Here is a 21,954-nt window from a genome sequence, read left to right as displayed (position 1 = left end):
TATTATATTAATAATCGCTTTGTATCAAAAGTAGGACATAAATCAACCAAAGAAATGAATTAAACCATATGTATCTTTAAAATATTGAGCTGAATTTTTATCTAAAAAGTCGGTTACCTTTAAAAGGCAACCGACTTTCAATACAATGCAATCAATTATCTTTTAATCAACTTCACAGTGTTCGTTTCCTGTTTCAACAGATAAATACCACCTGGCAAACCAGATGCATCGATACGATTGCTGCCAGTTTGCAAAAGCACATTAAACATAGCTTTCCCCGATAAACTGTAAACAACAGCATACCCCGTATTTTTCGCATCAACAATAAAATAATCGACAAACGGATTTGGATATACTTTCAGTTTACTCACCTCCCACGATTCTATTCCGGTAATTATTGTACGCTGAACGACTATTGCTCTTTCAGATTTATTTCCGGCTTCATCAAAAGCTTCCACCTCAAACGTATATTCCGTATCAGCTTCCAAATTAACTACAGTAAAGGTAGTATCAATCACTGTCGCAATTGAATCGCCATTGAGATAAACAATATAACCAGTTACACCAACATTATCTGCCGAGGCTATCCAAGAGAGGACGGCACTTGTGTCAGAAGCCACTGCCGAAAGACCTGAAGGAACCGACGGAGCTGTTTCATCTGTTGTAGAAACTGTCAGCAATGCTTTCTCGGATTCATTTCCAGCTTCATCGAAAGCCTGAACTTCAAATGTATATTCTGAAATCACATCCAATCCTGTTACAATAAATGTAGTTTCAGTAACCATATCAATAGAATCACCATCAAGATAAATAATATAACCTGCTACTCCAACATTATCTGTCGAGGCTGTCCACGAAAACCTAATGCTTGTTTCGGTAGCTGTCGCAGCAAGGTCGGAAGGGACAGAAGGTACCGTTTCGTCGATGGTTGAAACCACTAATAACACTTTTTCTGATTTATTACCGGAAGCATCGAAAGCTTCCACTTCAAATACATATTCTGTTAAAGCATTCAATTCTGTTGCATTGAATACAGTTTCAGTTACTGTATTAATCGAATCGCCATCGAGATAAACAACATAACCTGCTACTCCAACATTGTCAGTTGAAGCAGTCCATGAAAACGAAACACTGGTTTCGGTAGTTACCGCTGCAAGGTCGGAAGGAGCTGAAGGTGCTGTTTCGTCGGTGGTCGAAACCGTTACCGATGCTTTTCCCGATTTATTACCGGAAGCATCGAAAGCCTCTACTTCAAATACATATTCTGTTAAGGCATTCAATTCTGTTGCATTGAATACAGTTTCTGTAACCATATTAATAGAATCGCCATCGAGATAAATAACGTATCCAGTTACGCCAACATTATCTATTGAAGCTGTCCATGAAAGCTCGATGCTCGTTTCAGATGGGATAGCAGTGAGATTTTCCGGCATAGACGGTGGCGTTTCATCATCAGTAGTTAAAATTACTAATAATGCTTTTTCTGACCTGTTTCCTTCCGCATCAAAAGCCTCCACTTCAAAGGTGTATTCAGTTCCCGGATTCAGTTTATCTGCTAAATAATTTGTTCCTACTACACTGGTTTTGAAAACTCCATCTTTATATATATTGTATCCTGTTACGCCAACATTATCTGTTGAAGCAGTCCATGAAAGTGAAATACTCGTTTCTGAAGGGCTACCTGCAAAATCAGCCGGTACCGAAGGTAATTCATCATCAACAACAGTAACTTTAAAGGATGTTTCCACATACTTAACTCCGTAGGTATTGTGTTTGGCCGAATCTTTCACTGTAATAAAAACTTCACCTGCTTTGTTTGGAGCTATCGACAGCGTAAGTGTATCGTTGACAATAGTGGTTGTTATTAACCCTGAATTTGTATTTCCAGAAACGGTCTTCCCAAACGTTACTCCGCTTGATGAAGTGTTTGTAAATACGTTTACTAATGGTATTTGAATATCCGCACTGTTAACCGCCACAATCGTATCGGCAATTGGATTTTTCACGACCGGTTTGTAAACACGTGGCTTTATGGTTATATCAAAAGTTCGCGTTACTGAAAATCCATAATTATCAATTGCATCTACCGGAATTGTAATTACAGAATCTTTATCTATCGTATTCGAATAATAAGCGTACAACTGCTTGTTTCCGGAAGTCGTATAACCTGTATTCCATGTTAGCCAGGAAGTATGTTCCAAGTACCTGGGATAGATTTCAAAGTTATCTTCTCCATCAGTAAAGCGGTTTTTATAAATGATGACGGACGTATTACTTGTTGCCTTTTCGTAGGCCGTAAAGTTGCTCATGCTGTATGTGAGATTCGGTGACGGCTTTTCGTTTGCTTCTAAAGCCTCAACACATTTTATTAAGGCAGGAGCGGTTTCTACACTGTCAAAACCGGCGACTTCAGCAAAATTTAAATCAAAAGCTAATCCTTTAGATTCTGTTTTAGCGGCATTTGAATAACTCACGAAATATTTACTCAACGAAGCATGGTAAGCGATTGCCGTTGGATAAAAATCATCGGCAGTTTTCATTAACACATCGGTACCAAAAGTTTTTGTTGAAATTGTATAAGCAACATAGCCTTCACCGTTAGTAAGCAAAATGCTATCGCCTTTTACCACGGCATTTGCATTTAAAGTATTGCTAAAATTATTATTTGCTTCCGATACCGAATACATGTTATTTTCCGTATCATATTCCATTACAGCTGTTTTCCCTGAACCGGAGGTTGTTCCTGTAATGTACAATTTTGTTCCTTTAACAAGGGTTTCCGAAACAATAAGCCCGGCTTCAGCAAGTGTATACTCACTTTCTGCCTTCCCCTCGATTAAATCAACAACCACAACTTTATTCAGCACACTGGTAGTTTCACCGGAGAGGAAAACAAAAGCTTTACTTCCGACTACTTTTACACTATGGATTTTGCCTGACAATGCAATTTTCCTGCTTAATGTTAAATCGGTTTTATAGTAAATGGCAAGATTTGATTGTTCAGTAACCAGCAAAAGGTTGTTATACATTGCCATTGCACTGTTTCCTGTTTCGTCAATACCAATAGTGTTTTCTTTTTCGTATGTTGTAAGATTATATTTCGACAGGAAATTTTCACCCAAAACAAAAGCAAAAGCTCCGTCAACAAGAACATCTTTTACCGAATAAGCATCAAGCTGGCCGTCAATCACGTTTACCGAATCCAAATCAGGGGTATAAGCATTTAATGAAGCTTTATCAGGATTTTGGGCCCGTGCATTATTTACAAACAATATCTGCGCATCCTTTTCATATCCATCCGGTTTATAAATAAACGCAACGCTTATTGTTGTATCCTGTTTGTATGAAGTAAGATTAAAAGTTAAGGTGTCAGTTCCATAAACACCAGCTGTAAAATTACACTTCAATACATTCTTTTCGATAACAGGACTGGACAAGCCGGTTTTCGAAACTACGGAATTAAGATAAGTTACCGAGTTTGTTCCGGTAGCAAAAAGCTCGCTACTCGTTTTTTCTCCCACTGGATTATAATATGAAATTACTACCGGATTATTTACCGGGCTTAGTTTCGGGGTTTCGTTCACAATAACCAGTATTGAATCAGACAATTCAGGATTGGCGTCAGAATATGCATGAACCATTGTCCTTCCAACTTTTTTCCCGGTAAACAAACCATTATCGATTGTCCCTATTTCAGGATTTGAAGTCGTCCAGGTATAAGTATCGTAAACAAAACGGTTAGAAGTGCTTCCATTTAAAACATCGCCGATGTTATCCAAGCCCTGGGCTGTAATGCTGATACTTTCGCCAACAATAAGGCTGGTACTATCAGACGAAGCGGCAGAGTTTCCTTCCATTTCCAGGTGAACACCTTCCAGTTCAACCACCAGTAAGCGGATAGAATCGGTAGGAATATCGCTTTTTTGCGAAAAACGCAACCATGTTTCACCATCGGCAACAGCAGTAAACAAACCGGTATTATCTACGGTCCCAACTTCCGGATTAGAAGAACTCCATTGTTGTACACCATCAGTTTGCGGACGGCCGTTTTTAAACAAAAATCCTTCAAACTGGCAGGTGTGGCCTTTTAATACTTTTAGTTGTGTTATTCCGATATAATTTAAATAATAATCTTGCGCAACATAATCCGGGTCTGGTGTTGTTATCCCTACCCCCAATACTTCCGAAGACCATTCTCCCAACCATCCTGCATTGGCAAAACCACCTGTATATATTTTCACAAAATCGATTTGGTCCAATTCTTTATGATTACCGTCTCTATCTACGGCCCAACTGATATCAAACCCATCGGCAGCATTTCCTTTTTCATCTTTAAAGTATGGATTTTGAGGGTCTGTTAAATCAGCGCTATTCCCGCGACTATCGCAATACCCAAAAAACGGGGCACGGTAAAACTCGATATAACTTGGGGTACTCATATCGAGCGAGCTTTTTATAATATTCCCTTCATAGGTCATTGAGTCTTTATTGCAACCGAAATCAAACGGGTCGGGATAATAAGGGTGGCTGTGAAATGAATTGGATAACATTGCGCCCGTTTCTCCGTTATCTTTTTTCCAGGGAACAGTATAACGTTCATTGTAATGTGGATTGTAATAGGTCATTTTTACATTTTTCTGGGTACCGCTCATATAGTAATCAGAACCAGCCAGTTCGTACCACTCTCCGTCATTGGGGACACCATCGCCATTGAGGTCTTTCATAACACGCACAGCAGCAGGTTCAGTCCAAACACCATAAAGGTTGGCTGCAAACGAATTTCCTTTTACAGAAAAATCTACACCGTAAGGATTTTGCGGATTATTTATGATAGGTTGGTCAAACCCATAGACGACATACCCTCCGAAAGCGCCTAAACTTATCATTCCACCTTGTGTCCCAAGTGTCTTTTCTGCCGAGTTGCTTTGCCCGATGCTTTCGTTGGTAAACTGTCCGGGAGCAGGCATAAATTCGATAACACGGCTTGCATACGAATTCATGTGAATGTTTATTTTAACGGTTGCTGTGTCATAGTGGCCTTCAACATCAGCAATACGATATTCAAAATTTTCGAATGAATAATTAGGGGTAGCACTTTCATTTACATAGGTTAGGGTTCCATCAATATTATTTGTGAGTGCACCATAACTTGTATTTTGAAGAATTTCCAGACTTGTTTTATCAAGATATGAAGATGGGATATCATTTCCGGCAACATTCATTCCTAACGTTCCTCCTATATCGATGGTGTAAGAATCGTCGCGGGCAGATAGTGGGGCCAAATTGGCAATAACCAAAGCTTTAGATGTAAAACCATGATAGTCGATGCTAATGGTCAGCGTATCTGTCCCATAGGCTCCTGTAGGAATTTTATAATAAAAGTATTGGCCGCTGGATGAACTATAATAGTAGCCATCAAACAACAAATGATTTTCGTTTGTAGAATTGTATGTAATAGCTACATCGCTGGATTTGGAAATTTCCGTTTTGATGTTGTAACCGTCAGGATAATTGAACAAGTCGGTAAACTTTTTGGTCACTCTAAAATCGCTGGCATCCCGCGTGCGATTAACTATTAAATTATCTTTAAAAGAAAACGCCAATCCAGCAGTGCTTTCTCCTGAAAGAGTAACCGGAGTTTTTCCTGATTTGTTTCCTGAAGCATCCTCGGCATCAACTTCAATCAGGTATTCAATACCAGCTTCTAATCCTTTAATTGTATCGGTTACATTGACCGTTGAATTTAAGAACTCGCCATTTACATATACATTGTATTTAGTTACACCAAAATTATCGGTAGAAGCTGTCCACAATAACTCAACTCCATTTTCAGTTGCTTCTGCAACCAAATTTTCAGGAGAATCAGGAGCGGTATTGTCAACAGGTGTTGAAGCGGTAACTGATGCTTTCGCCGATTTGTTCCCGGTCGCATCTTCCGCTTCTACCTCAAACTGGTATTCGGTATTCGGTGCTAATCCTTTGATGGTGTCTTTTAATTCCGTAGTAGAACCGGTCAGTTCTCCTCCTAAATATATGTTGTATTTTGTAACTCCTGTATTGTCGGTTGAAGCAGTCCAGGATAATATTATTTCATTTTCATTCGTATTTGCCTGCAAATTACCGGGAATCGTTGGAGCTTCTGTATCAATTATTGTTGATAGTGTTTCTGCCACTTTGTCCGATTTGTTTCCTGAAATATCTTCGGCCTCTACTTCGAATAAATATTGGGTATTTTCAGCTAAACCTGTAATTGTATCTGTCGTTTGGGAAGTAGAGCCTGCCAGATTACCATCTGCATACACATTGTAGTTTGTTACACCAACATTGTCGGTTGAAGCCGTCCACGACAGTATCATGCCGCTTTCTTTTGATATTCCTGTCAAGTTTTGCGGGACAGAAGGGGCGATATTATCAGCTAGGGTTGTTGCGGATACCGATGCTTTTTCCGAATTATTCCGGTCGCCGTCTAAGGCTTCCACGTCAAAGGTATATTCTGTTGAAGGAATCAACCCGTTTACCACATAACTGGTCGTTGTAACGGTATCTATAATTGTTCCATCCAGGGAAACCCGGTAACCTTCTACGCTAATATTATCGGTTGAAGCTTCCCATGAAAGGGCTACAGAAGTTAAGTTAGGCTGGGCAGCAAGTTCTGTCGGAGCCGTTGGGGGAACAAGGTCGCGAATATAATCTGTCAGACAAAAATCCTTAATATCAGGAACATCTCCATCAGGTGGAGTTCCGCTTATATTGTTGGGCGACAAGCGGGTGATAACCAATTGTACCGTACCTTCAATTTTCAGATTATCATAAAAGACTTCGTTAAAGACCAATTCTTCGGCATCCGGGTTAGATATAGTCTCTGTCCAGGCAGTGGACCATACTCCGTCAATTTCTTTTTGAATTTCTATTCTAAACGAAGGATAACCAAACTCATAATAATCATCTTTGGCATACTTAAAAGAAATGGAATTACAACCGTTGGATAGAACCGGAGATTTCAGAACACCGAACAGACTAAGAAAATCCTCATAACGCTCGGCATAACTTGCATACCAACCGTTTGGAGTAGTTAGTCCATCATCGTAAACATCTTCTGACATTGTTAAAAAATCATCTGAATTATCGCATTCCGTTTCTAAATAACTAAGCAGGTTAGCGCTTTTGACTTTGTTTCCAGAGTCGCCGGAACTTCGTGTACTGCTGTGCGGCAAATCTGTTTTATATGTAGATTGCCCCAAACTAATTTGGCTTGCCAGCAAAAAGCACAAACAAACCAAAGAAAAAAAGTAGTTTTGTTTCATAATACTGTTATTTATTTTATTAATGGTATTGCAACTCGGGAACGGTAGTTGGTTTTGGCGAACGCTACCGTTCCTTTTTTTATTATTATTTATGAATGATTTATGCAGAATTTCTTAAAACAGGAGCTTTGTATTGAACAAACTCGAATATCCCGAACAATGCCCCTGAATAAGCCAAATCTCCTATCAGCGTATTCTTAAAAAACGGTAATCCGGCAGCATAGCAGGTTATTAACCCCGGGAAGGTATGGGGATACATTGTACCCGAAGCCCACACCCCGAAATTTGATATCAGAAAAAATACAACTGACGCCAAAAGACTGGCAATTAACAGTTTTGCCGGGCGAACTTTTTTTAATAGTCCAAAGCCAACAAGGCCAATAAATATAAATGCCGCATAAGTCCAGTAAAAACCGCCGTAAAACCACACAAAGTGGTCGAAATACTGTCCGTAAATTACATTGTTCAACACCAAATCACTTAACCACATGGCCACAACTGGCACAATAAAAGCCAGGTATTTTCGCGAAAAATAAGCTGCCCCGAAAAGCGACATCGCTCCAATCGGCGCAAAATTTGGAGGATGTGGAATTAAGCGGCTAAATGCTGCCAGTAAAACGACCAGGGATAAAACCCCGAAACGGATATTAATCTTCTCTTTTTCCATTGTGTTTATTTTTTATTGTATTGACTAATAATTTTATTTTATAAGCTTAAATGTATCTGTACCACAGCTGACCAGGTAAACTCCTTTTTTTATTTCAGACGTATTAATCTGTGTTATTCCGGCTTCTACACCTATTCGCATCACCACTTTCCCGGAGACATCATAAATTAGTACTTGCTGATTTTTTGCTGATTTGATAATAATGAACGATGAAAACGGGTTGGGAAAAACAGTCAGTTTGTTGTTGTTCAATGATTCTATTCCCGTTATGATAGTACTCTGAGTAATTGTTATTCTTTCTGACTTATTTCCCGCTGCATCAACGGCTTCCACGCTAAAAGTGTATTCCGTTCCGGGACTTAGTTCTGTTAATGTGAAATTCGTTTCTGTTACATTGTCAATCGAATCTCCGTTGAGGTATATATTATAAGCGGCAACGCCCACATCGTCGGTTGAAGCCGACCACGAAAAGACAATGCTTGTTTCCGAAGCTTCGGCAATAAGATTGGTTGGCGCAGACGGGGCTGTTTTATCTGCCGGAGTTGTTGTTGAAACCGTTATTTCCGATAGTACCGATTCATTACTGGAAGCATCAAAAGCCCCCACTGCAAGTGTGTATTCTGTATCCGACGATAATCCGGTTACGTTAAGATTCGTCTGGTTAACAGTTGAAATCAAAACGCCATCAAGATAAACCGCGTAACCCAAAACTCCCACATTATCAGTTGAAGCCGTCCACGAAAAAGCAATGCTTGTGTCGGAAGGAACAGCTACAAGATTGGTTGGTGCTGTCGGTACTTCATTATCAATTACCGGGCTTGTTGGAATGTCAATTTCTACCTTTCCTGATTTATTTCCTGCTGCATCAAAAGCTTCTACCGCCAGGAGATAATCTGTACCAGGCGATAACCCTGTTACAGTAAAACTTGTTTCTGAAACAGTTTCAATTGAATCGCCATCGAGGTAAACAATGTAGCCTTCAACTCCAATGTTGTCTGTTGAAGCTGTCCATGAAAGGGCAATACTTGTTTCGGCAGGAGTAGCTTCGATTTTTTCTGGTGTTGTTGGGGCAATATTGTCAGCAATGGCTAAGGTTGCGACTGTTACTTCTGCTTTTCCTGATTTGTTTCCCGCTTCATCAAAAGCTTCTACTGCCAAAGTATATTCTGTTCCTGATGTTAATCCGGTAACGTTGAAGTTTGTTTCTGAAACAGTTTCAATCGAATCACCATCAAGGTAAACAATGTAGCCTTCAACTCCAATGTTATCAGTTGAAGCTGTCCATGAAAGAGTAATACTTGTTTCAGTTGGGATAGCGACTAGATTTGTTGGAATTGTTGGCGAAGTTTCATCAATATTTGAAGTTGTTGAAACAATCACTTCCTGCACCCGGTCAACCGTCTTTCCATTCGAATTAAACCGCACAATAATTCGGGCTGTTCCGGATTTTCCTTCTTTTGCCGTAAGTGTTAGGACGTTGTTTTTTATGCTTGCCGAAAGAATATCTTCATTATCATTTGTAAGAATATTTTTGGTTATGGCTGCCGACAAATTATCCCGGTCGCTTGCCATGTCTTTTAAATTAATTGTTACCGGCTGTGTATTATTGAGTGTGAGTGAGGAAAGCTGCGACACTTCCGGCGAATAATTATCAGGGAAAATAAACATGGCCGGAAACCAGTATCGCTTAATCGGCTCGAAAGTTTTCAGCAAATTGCCACTGTTATCTAATTGATAGATAAAATAAGTTTGATTGATGTTATCGAGGTATAAAGCGGCATATATTTTATCGTCCAGCGGGTTGATACGAAGACTTGCCCCATAAAAGTAGCGTTCTTCATTTTCACTATCGTATATCAGTGTAAATTCGTTATTGTCAATATCGTAACGATACATTTTGGATGTGGTAAACCAGTTCCAGTCGCTTTCATTGTAGGCAAAATAGAGTGCGTTTTCTTTGGCGCTGGCACACAGTGAACCGGCTGTCCATGCATACCAGGTTTGGTTAATGCCAGCGCCTGCACTCATATTTATAATCTCTGTGGCTAAAGTATTCGGGTTAATTTTTAACAATTGATTACCATCCCAATTTTCACCAACAGTTCCATAAGGATATTGCTGGTAGGACATATTTGAGTTTTTCCCAACCCACACCGTTCCATCTTTACTTTGCGTTAGAGTACTGTAACATCCATTAATTACCTTTATTACAGTATCCGATTCCGGGTCGATAACCAACACACCTTTGTCCTGTTGAATGGCAAAAACATAATCCGATGTACGGCACATCATCCCAATCTGGTTGTTGTATAAAGGGCCAACACCATCAGCATTACTTTCTCCTCCTGAGATTAAAGGGTTTTCTGTGCCTTCAATTCTTCTTTCAATTTGAAAATTGGAGAGATTCATAACGAAAATTCCATTAGAGGTACCTACGTAGCCCTTATTCTCGTTTACGCCCACAAAACCACGGCCGTCAGCTGCTGATTTTCCATTAATCTCAAAAATTACAGGAATTCTTTTCTTTACTTTTAACGTTTTAGCGTCGGCTACTACAATTCTTCCTCCACTCACCGGATTGGTTTCGCCAGGGTCCTGGTCTTGTTTAGATATCACATAGAGATTATTTCCGTATATTGTCCCGAATTGTGCCGTACATCCCAACGAAGCGCCTGCGTTATCTGCATTTCCCTGAAGTATGAGGTAGTCGAATTCCCCTGTTTCAGGATTTAAAAAATTGATTGTGCTGTTATTGTGACCAAACCAATCTTCGTTGAGAATAAAAATCCCGTTTGTATAATCCTGAGCTTTTACGCCTAAAAACAGCGATAGGAAAATGGTATAAATGAATAGTTTTTTCATCATCTGAATTATTATGGATTAGGTAATATTGTTGGGTCTTGAATATGTAAATCTTCTGCACGGGCAAGCTCTGTCGATGTTTCGCCCAACCAGCCACACTGCTGGTTAACACCGGTATAAACCCGGATGAAGTCCACACCGGGTAAATGCACCGGATTTCCATTCCCATCCACAGCCCAGCCGATATCGAAACTAATTTTATCTTCGTATTCATTGGGGTGATTGTCAACATATCCCCAATCATAGGCATAAAGAACATAATAAGAACCGTTTTTGCCGGCACTTTCGTCAACAGCATTATTTGCCAGGATTGTCCCATTGAAAGCCAGTTGGTCGCTATCCAGCCATTTCGGGAAATAATCCTGCGTGTGATATACATTTTTTGCCATGTATCCCTGTTGCCCCAGGTTGTCGGTCCAGCGTATATAAGTTGTATCCGAAATCGGGCTGTTGGGTTGTGGTGTGGCTATTTTATCAGCATCCGGCTTGTAATAGGTTATTTCGTAATCATGTTTAGTTTCGGGCTTGTAATATTCGCTGCCAGCCAGTTCGTACCAATCGTCATCGGGAATGCCATTATCGTTTTCATCTAAAGAAACCAGCACAATGCCAGGTTCGCAACTACCACCTTCTGCCGGTGCATCCGGGTTGGGATTAGAAGCCGCATAAAAAGAATTGCCCCGGACTTTAAAATCTTTTTTGCCTTTTGCATTAACAACAGTGTGGTCGAACCCGAAAGTTATATACCCGCCAAACCCCCCGAGCGAAACCATTACATCATTTTTCCCGGAAATGCTTTCCTGCGCTTTTTTTCGCATTGTTTCTTCAGTATCCCCGTCCTCATATTCGGGCATGGTGTTCACAAACTGACCGGGGGCCGGGCGGTATTCAAAAACCTGTGAAACATAACGACTGTAAGCAACCTCTTCTTCCCACACAACAATTTGAACGGAATGTTCTATAGGGTTCTCAGAATCAATAATATTAAGTTTAACAGAATAATTCCCCGGTTTTTCGGCAACAAAAATGTAGTCACGCTCTGTTGAAACCACCGAGTCCTGGCCATTTGTATTCTTCATACTCCACTGATATTCACCTGGAAATTCGGGGTGAAGAATGACCTTTTTCATCCGCTCAACCGTGTAAACATCATCTATTCCCAAATTAACCATCGGGATTTCCTGTTTACACGAAGACCAAAAAGCAGCAAGTAACAGTGCAAGTATAATTTTCTTCATAGGCTTAATTTTTAAACAGGAAAACCATGTGTGCAGGAATATCGCCTGCACGTACACTCCACTTAAGTTTCCCATTGCGATTGTAACAGTGCACAACTCCGCTGGATACATAGTTCTTAGCATCTGTTACATAAATATCCCCATTGGCAGGATTGATTTGCAACCCGTACGGAATCGTTATATCCTTTTCGGTCCCGTCGGTAATAAAATGGTCGGTAACCAGTTCTTTTGTTTTTACATTGATAATTCCATACGAAATTGTGTTTTCTTCGGCCTGCTCGTTCCACTCGGTACTGTAGAAATAAAGCGAATCTCCCTGAATACACATATTGCTGCACGGAATATCAAGGGTGTCAGTTACAACCATTTCGTTTGAATTCTGGCTTTTTCGTTCCAACACAAAAAGGTTGGAAGGGATGCTGTTGTAATCGCCTCTCGACGAAACCCATAGTTTTCCGTACTGGTCTTTGCGCAGGCGGTGCAAATTGATGCCCACGGGTATTTTCTGCACCTGTTTCATCCCGTACATTTCAACCACCGAAATTGTGTAGTCGTAGTTCGGAACACGATAGCCTCCTGAGTTGGCAACATAAATGTATTCGCCCATTACCTCCAATTCATCCGGCTGGTAACCCACTGTTACTTTCCCGGTAATTTCCAACGAAGTTGTATCAATACGGTAAACAGCCCCCAACTGCGCATCGGGGTCGATGGCTACCGGCCCCACGTAGGCAGAAACATAAGCATTGCCACGCGAAAAACGGATGTAACGGCAATTCGGAATATCCACCTGCCCGAGCCTTACGCCGGTTTTGGCATCCATCACCTCAACTTTGTGCGAACAATTGATTACTGCATACAACTTGTTTCCGTATATCTGAATATCATTTCCAACATCGCCCAGTTCTTTAATTACATTCGGGTTTCTTTCGGCATACAGGTTTCGGATATAATACGCATTTTTGAAGTCCACAAAATCAATAGATGCCTTATTGCTCCCCATGTTCCCTTCGTTTAAAATATACATTCCAATAGGGTCGGCATCAGAATTTAGTTCGATAGGCAAAATGTCGTATTCAGTGGGAACAACCAGCTCGTCTTTACGGCAGGAATACAACAGAAAAATAAAGAACAGTATGTATATGATTCGATTCATTTTCTTGCTTAAATTTCAATACTCATGCGAAAACGATAGTTGCGTTTTGGCATCGGATAATTGAGGATTACATCGTAATCCTGACTTAACAGGTTATTTATTTCAGCTGAAAATTTCAGAGAAAAGTCCTTCATTTTTAATGATTTTGAAAAAGAGATATCGCTGGTGTACCAGGGTTGTGTATAGTTGTAGCGAATGTTTTCCTGCTGGTTATAGCGTTCACCAACATAAATATAGCTATAGTTCATCGACCAGCTTTTCCAGTTAAGCATGGCAATGGCCGAGCCACTGTGCCAGGGAATGTATGGAATCTGGTCGCGGTAATACGTGTCGGCCGGGTCGGTTATATCAATCGCTTCCTGATAGGTATATTGCAACTTTGTGGTTAGTCTCCAATCATTCAGAATAAGAAAAGTGGCCATTGTTGTCAGGTCGATTCCCCGGATATCAACTTCGCCCAGGTTTAGCATTGTCCATCTGAACTGTTGTCCCTTGGGGTAGGCCACAATTTTGTCTTTTACATAATTGTAGTAAACGTCAACTCCGATATGAAACGATTCAAAAACCTGGTTTTCGCGGTTGATATCGTATAAAAAGCCCAGATTGTATTGCTCTGCATATTCGGGACGGAGGTAAGCATTGCCCATATCGGTATAATACAAATCGTTGAAGGTAGGCATGCGAAAAGATTTCTTGTAGAAAGCGCGGAAAACAAGGTCGGTTGCAGCAAATGGCTGGTACGACAGAAATACTGCCGGAGTGAATACCTGTTTGTTCGGAACTGTGTCCCGTTCGCGGTTTTCTTCGTTTACAATGGTTTCCAAAACACTGGCCTGAATTTTCAACTGGTTGGCCACGGTAAAAGCGGTGGCAGCCGAGAACCAGTGCGTTGTCCGGGAAACATTTATGAACTCAGACAAGCCATTCCACTGAAAATCGTAAGCCGCAGAAATATCCCAGTTTTTACGCAGTGCATATTTATTTGCCCACGAAAAATAAAGCTCTTTTTGCCTGTAAGTATTATCAACATGGATCAGTTTATCGTCGTTATTGATGTAATGCGTCAGGTCAACAGCATATTTCATGTTTAGTTTGGAGCTTAACTTCGGGCTGAAATCCTGCTCGTAAACGCCCTGGATAAAAGAATTGTTATCCCACAAACGCTCACCGTTTCGCCACACATTGTTTACGATAGCGCCCGGAACTCCCCGCTCCGAATCATAATGATATAACTGTACTTTCCAAAACCCCGAAGGTAAATATCCGTTCAGGCTTCCCTCCAGCCGGACAGCGTCGATATCGCCGTTTTGCCGGACTGCCGTAGTGTCGTATGCAAGCTCGCCGGAAGGGGTAACACGCCGGTAGCGGAATTTGTATTTGCCATCGGCATTAATCCATTCGGCGCTAAATGTGGTATTTATTTTTTCGCTGATTTTATATTCATAAAGAACGGAAGGATTAAACAGCCCAAAAGAACCGGTTCGCATGGCCGCTTTGATATTTGTATCTTTGCCTTTCTCGAATCGTGGACGGCGCGTTGTCAGGTAAATACTTCCGGCAGAACCAAACTCTTTGGCCGATTGGAAGATCTCACTTTTTTGTCCGTTGTACAGCGAAATCTCTTCCACGTTTTCTAACGAAAACTTGCCTAAATCAATTTGTCCGTTTTGTGCATTGCCTAGTTGAACTCCGTTGTAGAAAACGCCCATATGATTGGTTCCCATACTACGAATGTTCACCGTTTTTAATCCGCCAATACCCCCATAATCTTTTATTTGTACACCGGAAAAGAAACGAATAGCATCGGCAACAGAATAACTGTTTAGTTGCTCCAGTTCCTTACCTTGCAAGGTTTGTGCAGGAATAATTTCTTTGTAGCGATTGGCAACTACCTTTACTTCTTCGATGTGCTGAACGCTGTCTAATTTGCTTTGTGAAAACGCATCAATTGATATTGCAAATAATGCAAGCCCACAAAAGAACCTAACAAAATACATAAAAAGCCATTTTAATTTTTCAACCAAAACAGCCTTCGAAGACCTTAATATCGGGATAAACTTGGAGCAAAATCAGTGATTCTGCCTTTGTTTGTCGCCAGCTTTTATTCCTCGAAAGCCTTCAACTATAATCTTGGCAGGTCTTCTGACTTACTCCATCTTTGAAACGCCCTTCCCATCCGTCAGATGACGGACAGTGGTTCTGAGTATTGTTCAAAGACTTTGGCGGAGCTTACAGCAGCGGGTCTGTTCAGGACTTTCACCTGATTCCCTTTTCACCGTTTTTTCGTTTAATGAAAAACGCGGCACCAAAATCGAGAGTAAAGGTAGTATAAAATATTAGAGTCATATATGTTTTTTACCGAATCAATTATAAAAATAAAATATGATCTTATGATCACTATTTTTTAAGCAACAATCTCTTTCGTTCAATTTCCTCAGTCCGCTCCTTAACCATGCGTTCGTAAGCATCAACCTGTTCCCTGATTTCAGAGATGCTATCCCTATTTTTGCTGTAAGTAAAAATTGTTTCAAGTTGGAGCAATGTTTTTGCGGTTGCTTCACCTCGCGTTTTTACATAACGATATTTCAGGTCGTTATCCTTTAGTTGATTGTTATTTATGAATTGCCAGATATTTCCGCCCCATGAAAGCAGTATAATTAGAGCCATTGAAATAATAGTTATAGCCGTCTTGCTTCTCCGAAAATCTACAACAAAAACATGCTCCTTACGAATAACCATGTTTGTTGGAGTTTGTAACCGGCTAACCTTTTCATTAAGTGGAACAACTACGGCTTTTAATTCAGTCAATATGGTACCAATCCTGTCATTGACTTTCCCCAGAGAGTAGCCCGCAACCTGTACCAGAATATTCTGCAATTCCTTTATTTGCTCAGGAGAAAATTGTTTTTGATTTACTCGTTCACGTATATCGTGCATCAATAAGACAATTTCTTCGGTGTCAAAGTTGGACTTTGCTTGATTATCTGAAATTTCGCCTTTACTTAACTGCTCTATCTTTTGTTTTAATTCTTCAAACAAAGTATAAACTGCCGAAGAATCCATTTTGCCTGTACCCATTGTTATTGATTTTGGTGTTTATAATCTGCGTCCTTTCTTCCTTCGTTTTTTCTTCAGCGCCTCCTGTCTTAAATATTCGGCACGGTCTTCATCATAACCAGATGACGGATTCAGTATGTCGAACAGTCCTCCCAAAGAAGAAACCGTTGCTCCAACTGCATACGAAAAACCTTCATTGTTGCTCTGACTGCTCCGGTGTGCAGATTTGGATTGAGCCGCCATTGATAGCGCATTTTGCTCAAGTTGGTAACTAATTTTAGAATAGCTGAATGCCCGGTCAATTTTGGAGCCGTTGAATTCATATCCGTTTTTGCCAAACCGTACTCCCTGGATTTTGTCTGTACTCCCGTTTTTTCGCAATTCAGCGGTAACTCCTGATTTTCGAAGTTTTGCATCCAGTTCTTTCCAGTTTCGACATTTAGGAATGGTTGATTGAAGTACCCGATAAATCTCATATTTAGTTTTATCCGGTTCTTTGAGCCGGTGTTCTTTTACATTCTCCTTTCCAGAAGCAATGTAAAGCCCGTGTTTTTTCGTTAGCTCCAGACAAACTTTTGTATTACGAAGCTTTTCGTTTTTATCAGAAATCCGGTTCCCTTTATTGTCAATCCGATTTATCACCAGGTGGATGTGTGGATGGTCGGTATCATGGTGTCGGGCAATGATAAACTGTGTATTTTTATATCCCATTTTTGCTAAGTATTCATGCGCAACACCAACCATAAATTTATCGGTTAACCGGCCTTTGTCCTGCACTGAAAAATCCAGTGAGATATGTGCTACCGGCTTTGATATTTTAGGTTTCAATTTACTTTGGGTAATAAAACTTTGAATGACGGATGCTTTATCCTTTAAGCGTACTCCTTCGGCAAAAAGCAAACAGGCATTCTTTTTATCCAGTACATAATTCACGACTCCCCTGAAACCACGTCCCTGTACAATTTTAGCAATCATCTTCAATGCGTTTAATTACTTTGTCCAGGCGTTCACTCATAATAAGACAATGATTGTGCACTTCAATATATCCGGCAGCATTCGCTGTGCGGGCAATTTGATTGACATTGTTAGCCATACCGGAAAGCTGGCGGATGTGTCTCATCAGTTCTGGGGACAACCGCTGTTTTATCACAGTTGAGCGGATGCACTGACGGATAAATTCGCTGCGGTTAATTCCTACTAAACCAGCTTTAGCTTTCATCGAATAGTATTCTTCGGTAGCCATTTTTACGGTTATTTTATAGCCCTTCTTTTCGGAAGGTTTCTTAGCTGGCCTGCCATTGGAGTTTCTGTTTTTTATCGTTTTCATTTGAATTTGCATTTAATAATTAGTGAGACCGGCGGGATGTTTTTGCCTCGCAGAGCAAGGTTTCGGGCTGACCGAAACACAAACTTGCTCCGCTGAAAAAAGTCGCTCTTCTGAGGCTTTAAACTCTTCTGCTTTCACCGGGCAAAGTGATGAAGTTGAACATGGTTTTTAGCCGGTCGCCAATCATCCCGCCATAAAATTCATCCGATGAAAGTGTATTCAAAATAAAATTGGTAGTTCCATGAGTAAGTGTTCCAGCATCACTTCTCAAACTCAGGAGTTCAGAAATAGGACGGATGATGTTGCCGTAATCCTGAATCCTTTTTGATTCCCGCCCGAATTCGTCGATGATTAGAGGCCGCCGAACAAACATACTAACCGATTGTTTTCTGATTTGCTCTTGTAATTCCACTGATTTAATAAATAAAAGCAGAGGATAGTTCAAACAAAACCTTTTCACTATGTGGTTGTGAAGCAATGAATAAGTTTCCAAAAGAATAGTTTTACCGCATCCGTATTTACCTTGCAATAGAATTCCTTTTGTTAAATCGCCGGAAAAAGAGGAATTGTTGGTTGCATAATAATAGAGTTGTTTTATCACGGATTCGTTATTCCCATCAATGACAAAACTTTTATTCTGATTCCGGTTAAGTAAACAAATAGTTCCGAATGAGATAAACAAATTCTGAAAATCGGAATATGCAAGTGGCAGAAATAAACGATGTTTCCGTATCATTTCTTTTTCACCGGCAATAATTTCATGGACATCTTTTTGTACAGTATGATAAAATTCTTTGTTAGTCAAAATCACTTCCTGTATGGACAAATCCTTTCTTTTCTCCATGAGAACTAATTTTTAAATTATTGTCTTTAGCTTTTAAATAGTAAGATGAGAGTTTAAGGTTGGACCTAGGTGTCAGAATCTGATACTTAGTTTTGACCCTAAAACCGCCCCCGGGAATATAGTTTAGAAGCCCGGCTTCTTTCAGCCTCTCTCTGGCGGACTTCAACACTTGCAGCGAGATATTGGCATTAACCACCATTTTTTTATCTGCAAATTCAATCCATTCCGGCCAAAACGAGCGGTTCGCCAAATGAATCAGAAAGAAAAACAAACGGGTTTCGTTTCCGGTAAAGTTTTTCTGTTCGTCCACTCGCCAAAAATTGGCTAATAAGTCAAACAGATTCATTTTCTTGTTCCTCTGAAATGTTTTTTGTAATCTGCTTCTACCTCTGATTCGATTTCCTGTAAAGTTTTCTTTTTGCCTTTGGAAATCCATTCCAACAGCTCATCTTCAAAAAAGTAGAGTTTCTTTCCGTTTTTGTAGCAGGGAAGTAGTCGTTTACGGACAAGTGCATAAACGGTTGGTTTAGCTTTGCCAATAAGTTGACAAGCTTCTTCGATTCCAATAGGGATACGCTTCTGAGGGACAACAGGTACCTGCCTTTTTTCTACTAAAGATTTGATTTCAGCCACTTCGCTAACTAAATGGGCTACTGCCTTCGGCAGATTTTCAAAAGAAATTTCATTTGCATTCATAACTATCGTTTTTAATGGTTATGGTGCAAATGAAACAGGTGTTTTCGTTGTGTTTTACTTCACATGAGAAACACGCTCAAAACACTGAAGATTATAAGAAATTGTGATTGTTGTTATACAGAAAGGCTCTTCTGTATTTTAATAGTACCTTTCAACTCGTCGTCTTTTAGGTGTCGTTTGATAGTTTCGATTTCAACATCTTTGAGAATATCGGGAAATGCATTTTTGAGGAAATAAGCGATATCTATCTGTTTGCCTATTTTGAAATGGTTCCAAATATTCCACCCAAAATGATAAATATCGAGACTCACTAATTCTTTCACTTTAACAGCCCGGCTAATCTGCAACAATTTCCTTTCGGAGTAAAAACCTATATACTGACTAAGCAAAGCTAAATCTTCATCTGAAGTATAAGGAGCAAATTCCTTTTGTGCGTATTTAATAGCAATATCTTTATTGTCCTGCTCTTTGTTATCTATCTGTTGTTGTTGTTCTGACCTAATTTTGTCGAAATTTTCAATTCTGGTGGCTTGTCCTTCAAATGTTTTGGAAAGTTTCTTTTGCGGGAACAGTTTTTTTACTGTTGCGATAAAAAGTCCTTCGATAAGAAGAGTAAGAACAGCATAAGCTATCACTCCCAGAGCCGTAACTGCTCCAAATACGATATTTGCAGTAAATTCATCAACCCCAATGCTAATAACAAATACCCTTGCAAGAGCACCTAATAATACGCACACAACTATAACTGACAAATAAACTACGATATATTCAAAATACTTGGGATGCATTTTTTAGATATGGTTTTTGGGTTTGCAACTACTTTAGTTTGTATTCTGTATTTTATCAATTTTTATGGCATGCGCCGCTTTATTTTTCTTCTCGTCCACCACTTTGGCATAAATCTGTGTGGTTTTCACATCAGTGTGCCCAAGCATTTTACTAACTGTATAAATATCGGTTCCGCTTGAAAGTTGCAAGGTAGCAAATGTGTGCCGAAAGCAATGGAATGTAATGTTCTTTTTGATGCCTGCATCTTTAATCCATTGTTTAAGTGGTCGGGAAATCCACGATGGGTCGGGTAAATCTTCAAACACGAATTGTTCTGGTTTCCCTGACTCTCCACAAAGTTGTAATGCCTGTTCTGAAATGGGCGTATATTCAACACCTTTTGTTTTTTGCTGTGTGAAATGAAGCCTTGCCTGATTACCTTCCATGCTAATTTCACTCCATTTGAGATTTTGGATATCGATATGCCTCAATCCTGTAAGGGCAGAAAAAAGTGCTGCACGTTTAAGGACACCCCTTTCACAGGGTGTAGCTACAAGTTTATTCAGTTCTTCTAATGTCAAGTACTCACGACGTGATTCTTTCTCCTGAATACCTTTAATTTTAGCAGATAAATCACTTCCCAGGTATCCATCAACAAAGGCTTGTTTAAGGGCTGCTTTAAAAATGGAAAAATAGGTTGCTGCAGTATTTTGAGAAATAATTCCACTTTTGTTGCCTCCCTGTGGTGCTGACAAAAGAAAAAGCCTAAAATTTTCAGCTAACGCAATATCTATTTGGGAAAACAAAAGGGCATCTCCTGCAAACTGTTTTAGAAATTCATTTGTACGCTGCCAATTTATTAGAATAGACTTCGAACTATTGGCATGGCGTTTAAAAGTTACCTTTTCAAAATATTCGATGAAATTATGGTGTAACCTTTCCTTCAGTTCAGCCTGAGCAGTTTCGGTATCACTGTACAAATCAGCATGGTCATATTCGCGTTGACGTAGTTTGCGAGCACCATCTGCATATAGCAAATTTTCTCTATCCATTTCACTCCGGCAAACAATTATGCCATTGTCATCACGTTTGGGTTTATATGTTTTAGCTCCATTTGAATCGGTTCGGGCAGTCCTTTTCTTATCCCATTCCACAGAGGTAACACTTCTGTTCAGATACTCACGAATGCGTTGAGGATTAGTTTTACCTGGGACAAATACGGGATAACTTTCCAGGTAAATGTACCATTCCTTCCGGTCTTCTGCTTTTCGAAGTCTCACTGTTACTCTTGTTTTTGATAATTGCTTCATGGAGTGTTAGGTTTTACTCACTATTGTAAATACTGTCGATTTCAGATTTAGGAGCATAAACATATTTTCCTATTTGCCTAATTGGAATAGAAAACTTTCTAATATGCTTGTAAACAGAACTATCGGATATTCCGAATTTCTTTGAAATTTCACCGATTGTATAGCAATCTTCAGGTTCAAGACGATATAACTTTACTGCGGAAAACTCTTTCATTCCAGATGTGTCTTCTCTAATCGGAAACATCTTTTCAATTGTTGCACGGTCAATTCGCACAAGACGTGTACCTAAATTGATTGCAGGGATTCGTCCTTGACGTATATGCCTATACAGTGTACTTTTCGCCACTCCAAAAAGAATTATTGCTTCTGGTACAGAAATGTATTTACGTTCGTCCGGGATTCTACTAGCAACCGCTTTCCGTTGTTCTTCCTTTTTCAACTGTACTTTTCTTTTACGGTATGCAGTATCACTACAGATTTTACAACAATAAATAGAATTTACCGTCTTCGGAATAAACGGCTTCTCGCATATAGCACATTGTTTTTGAATCTTAGTCATCACCATCTTTAACTACATTTAAGGTTCTATAAGTATTCATAAGAACTCATAAGTTCCACTTCGTCGTTAATTAAGTTCCGGTACAGTAATGGTACAAATATATGGCAAAAATTAACAATAAACTATTTAAATAAATAATTTATCACAAATAAAAAACGCAGTAAAT

15 protein-coding genes and 1 riboswitch are annotated in these 21,954 nt (G+C 39.8%); all 15 genes read right to left on the bottom strand.

The window, feature by feature from the left end; translation table 11 throughout:
- Nucleotides 1-155: 155 nt before the first annotated feature.
- On the bottom strand, nucleotides 156-7,304 hold the full coding sequence (locus GM418_RS22310) for a fibronectin type III domain-containing protein (RefSeq protein WP_158869426.1): 7,149 nt from the start codon (nucleotides 7,302-7,304) through the stop codon (nucleotides 156-158).
- Nucleotides 7,305-7,404: 100 nt separating this feature from the next.
- Nucleotides 7,405-7,971 carry a DUF6580 family putative transport protein gene (locus GM418_RS22305; protein ID WP_158869425.1) on the bottom strand — a complete coding sequence of 189 codons (567 nt, stop codon included), beginning with the start codon at nucleotides 7,969-7,971 and terminating at the stop codon, nucleotides 7,405-7,407.
- Between the two features lie 33 nt (nucleotides 7,972-8,004).
- Nucleotides 8,005-10,836: a DUF5074 domain-containing protein gene (locus GM418_RS22300; RefSeq protein WP_158869424.1), complete on the bottom strand. Its 2,832-nt coding sequence runs from the start codon at nucleotides 10,834-10,836 to the stop codon at nucleotides 8,005-8,007.
- 8 nt (nucleotides 10,837-10,844) lie between these two features.
- Nucleotides 10,845-12,071: a cell surface protein gene (locus GM418_RS22295; RefSeq protein ID WP_158869423.1), complete on the bottom strand. Its 1,227-nt coding sequence runs from the start codon at nucleotides 12,069-12,071 to the stop codon at nucleotides 10,845-10,847.
- A 4-nt stretch (nucleotides 12,072-12,075) separates the two neighbouring features.
- Nucleotides 12,076-13,227: a YncE family protein gene (locus GM418_RS22290; protein WP_158869422.1), complete on the bottom strand. Its 1,152-nt coding sequence runs from the start codon at nucleotides 13,225-13,227 to the stop codon at nucleotides 12,076-12,078.
- A gap of 8 nt (nucleotides 13,228-13,235) precedes the next feature.
- Nucleotides 13,236-15,224, bottom strand: a complete 1,989-nt coding sequence (locus GM418_RS22285) for a TonB-dependent receptor plug domain-containing protein (protein WP_158869421.1) — start codon at nucleotides 15,222-15,224, stop codon at nucleotides 13,236-13,238.
- A gap of 118 nt (nucleotides 15,225-15,342) precedes the next feature.
- Nucleotides 15,343-15,552, bottom strand: a riboswitch (cobalamin riboswitch).
- Between the two features lie 72 nt (nucleotides 15,553-15,624).
- Nucleotides 15,625-16,305, bottom strand: coding sequence for a hypothetical protein (locus GM418_RS22280; protein WP_158869420.1), 681 nt, complete (start codon nucleotides 16,303-16,305; stop codon nucleotides 15,625-15,627).
- A gap of 18 nt (nucleotides 16,306-16,323) precedes the next feature.
- Nucleotides 16,324-17,259 carry a relaxase/mobilization nuclease domain-containing protein gene (locus tag GM418_RS22275; RefSeq protein WP_158869419.1) on the bottom strand — a complete coding sequence of 312 codons (936 nt, stop codon included), beginning with the start codon at nucleotides 17,257-17,259 and terminating at the stop codon, nucleotides 16,324-16,326.
- Nucleotides 17,249-17,611, bottom strand: a complete 363-nt coding sequence (locus tag GM418_RS22270; protein ID WP_158869418.1) for a plasmid mobilization protein — start codon at nucleotides 17,609-17,611, stop codon at nucleotides 17,249-17,251. Before GM418_RS22270 ends, GM418_RS22275 begins: the two co-directional genes overlap by 11 nt.
- A 118-nt stretch (nucleotides 17,612-17,729) precedes the next feature.
- Nucleotides 17,730-18,455 carry a hypothetical protein gene (locus GM418_RS22265; RefSeq protein WP_158869417.1) on the bottom strand — a complete coding sequence of 242 codons (726 nt, stop codon included), beginning with the start codon at nucleotides 18,453-18,455 and terminating at the stop codon, nucleotides 17,730-17,732.
- Nucleotides 18,409-18,801 carry a hypothetical protein gene (locus GM418_RS22260; RefSeq protein WP_158869416.1) on the bottom strand — a complete coding sequence of 131 codons (393 nt, stop codon included), beginning with the start codon at nucleotides 18,799-18,801 and terminating at the stop codon, nucleotides 18,409-18,411. The genes GM418_RS22265 and GM418_RS22260 overlap by 47 nt, the downstream gene beginning before the upstream one ends.
- A complete protein-coding gene (locus tag GM418_RS22255) occupies nucleotides 18,798-19,151 on the bottom strand; it encodes a helix-turn-helix domain-containing protein (protein WP_158869415.1) in 354 nt (117 codons plus the stop codon). The genes GM418_RS22260 and GM418_RS22255 overlap by 4 nt, the downstream gene beginning before the upstream one ends.
- Nucleotides 19,152-19,264: 113 nt before the next feature.
- Nucleotides 19,265-19,939 carry a mobilization protein gene (locus GM418_RS22250; protein ID WP_158869414.1) on the bottom strand — a complete coding sequence of 225 codons (675 nt, stop codon included), beginning with the start codon at nucleotides 19,937-19,939 and terminating at the stop codon, nucleotides 19,265-19,267.
- Between the two features lie 33 nt (nucleotides 19,940-19,972).
- Nucleotides 19,973-21,229, bottom strand: a complete 1,257-nt coding sequence (locus tag GM418_RS22245; RefSeq protein WP_158869413.1) for a site-specific integrase — start codon at nucleotides 21,227-21,229, stop codon at nucleotides 19,973-19,975.
- A 13-nt stretch (nucleotides 21,230-21,242) separates the two neighbouring features.
- The gene (locus tag GM418_RS22240; RefSeq protein WP_217447565.1) at nucleotides 21,243-21,668 is read right to left on the bottom strand and encodes a helix-turn-helix domain-containing protein; all 426 of its coding nucleotides are present in this window, start codon (nucleotides 21,666-21,668) and stop codon (nucleotides 21,243-21,245) included.
- Nucleotides 21,669-21,954 lie beyond the last annotated feature (286 nt).

It is taken from the genome of Maribellus comscasis (assembly GCF_009762775.1).
Lineage (GTDB): Bacteria > Bacteroidota > Bacteroidia > Bacteroidales > Prolixibacteraceae > Draconibacterium > Draconibacterium comscasis.
The sequence above is the reverse complement of the archived record's forward strand: the minus strand, read 5'-3'. Positions and strand labels throughout refer to the sequence as shown.

What these genes read in the sequence shown, in the direction of transcription:
- GM418_RS22310 (WP_158869426.1), bottom strand. Translation starts at nt 7,304, where the DNA reads ATGAAACAAAACTACTTTTTTTCTTTGGTTTGTTTGTGCTTTTTGCTG.
- GM418_RS22305 (WP_158869425.1), bottom strand. Translation starts at nt 7,971, where the DNA reads ATGGAAAAAGAGAAGATTAATATCCGTTTCGGGGTTTTATCCCTGGTC.
- GM418_RS22300 (WP_158869424.1), bottom strand. Translation starts at nt 10,836, where the DNA reads ATGATGAAAAAACTATTCATTTATACCATTTTCCTATCGCTGTTTTTA.
- GM418_RS22295 (WP_158869423.1), bottom strand. Translation starts at nt 12,071, where the DNA reads ATGAAGAAAATTATACTTGCACTGTTACTTGCTGCTTTTTGGTCTTCG.
- GM418_RS22290 (WP_158869422.1), bottom strand. Translation starts at nt 13,227, where the DNA reads ATGAATCGAATCATATACATACTGTTCTTTATTTTTCTGTTGTATTCC.
- GM418_RS22285 (WP_158869421.1), bottom strand. Translation starts at nt 15,224, where the DNA reads ATGTATTTTGTTAGGTTCTTTTGTGGGCTTGCATTATTTGCAATATCA.
- GM418_RS22280 (WP_158869420.1), bottom strand. Translation starts at nt 16,305, where the DNA reads ATGGGTACAGGCAAAATGGATTCTTCGGCAGTTTATACTTTGTTTGAA.
- GM418_RS22275 (WP_158869419.1), bottom strand. Translation starts at nt 17,259, where the DNA reads ATGATTGCTAAAATTGTACAGGGACGTGGTTTCAGGGGAGTCGTGAAT.
- GM418_RS22270 (WP_158869418.1), bottom strand. Translation starts at nt 17,611, where the DNA reads ATGAAAACGATAAAAAACAGAAACTCCAATGGCAGGCCAGCTAAGAAA.
- GM418_RS22265 (WP_158869417.1), bottom strand. Translation starts at nt 18,455, where the DNA reads ATGGAGAAAAGAAAGGATTTGTCCATACAGGAAGTGATTTTGACTAAC.
- GM418_RS22260 (WP_158869416.1), bottom strand. Translation starts at nt 18,801, where the DNA reads ATGAATCTGTTTGACTTATTAGCCAATTTTTGGCGAGTGGACGAACAG.
- GM418_RS22255 (WP_158869415.1), bottom strand. Translation starts at nt 19,151, where the DNA reads ATGAATGCAAATGAAATTTCTTTTGAAAATCTGCCGAAGGCAGTAGCC.
- GM418_RS22250 (WP_158869414.1), bottom strand. Translation starts at nt 19,939, where the DNA reads ATGCATCCCAAGTATTTTGAATATATCGTAGTTTATTTGTCAGTTATA.
- GM418_RS22245 (WP_158869413.1), bottom strand. Translation starts at nt 21,229, where the DNA reads ATGAAGCAATTATCAAAAACAAGAGTAACAGTGAGACTTCGAAAAGCA.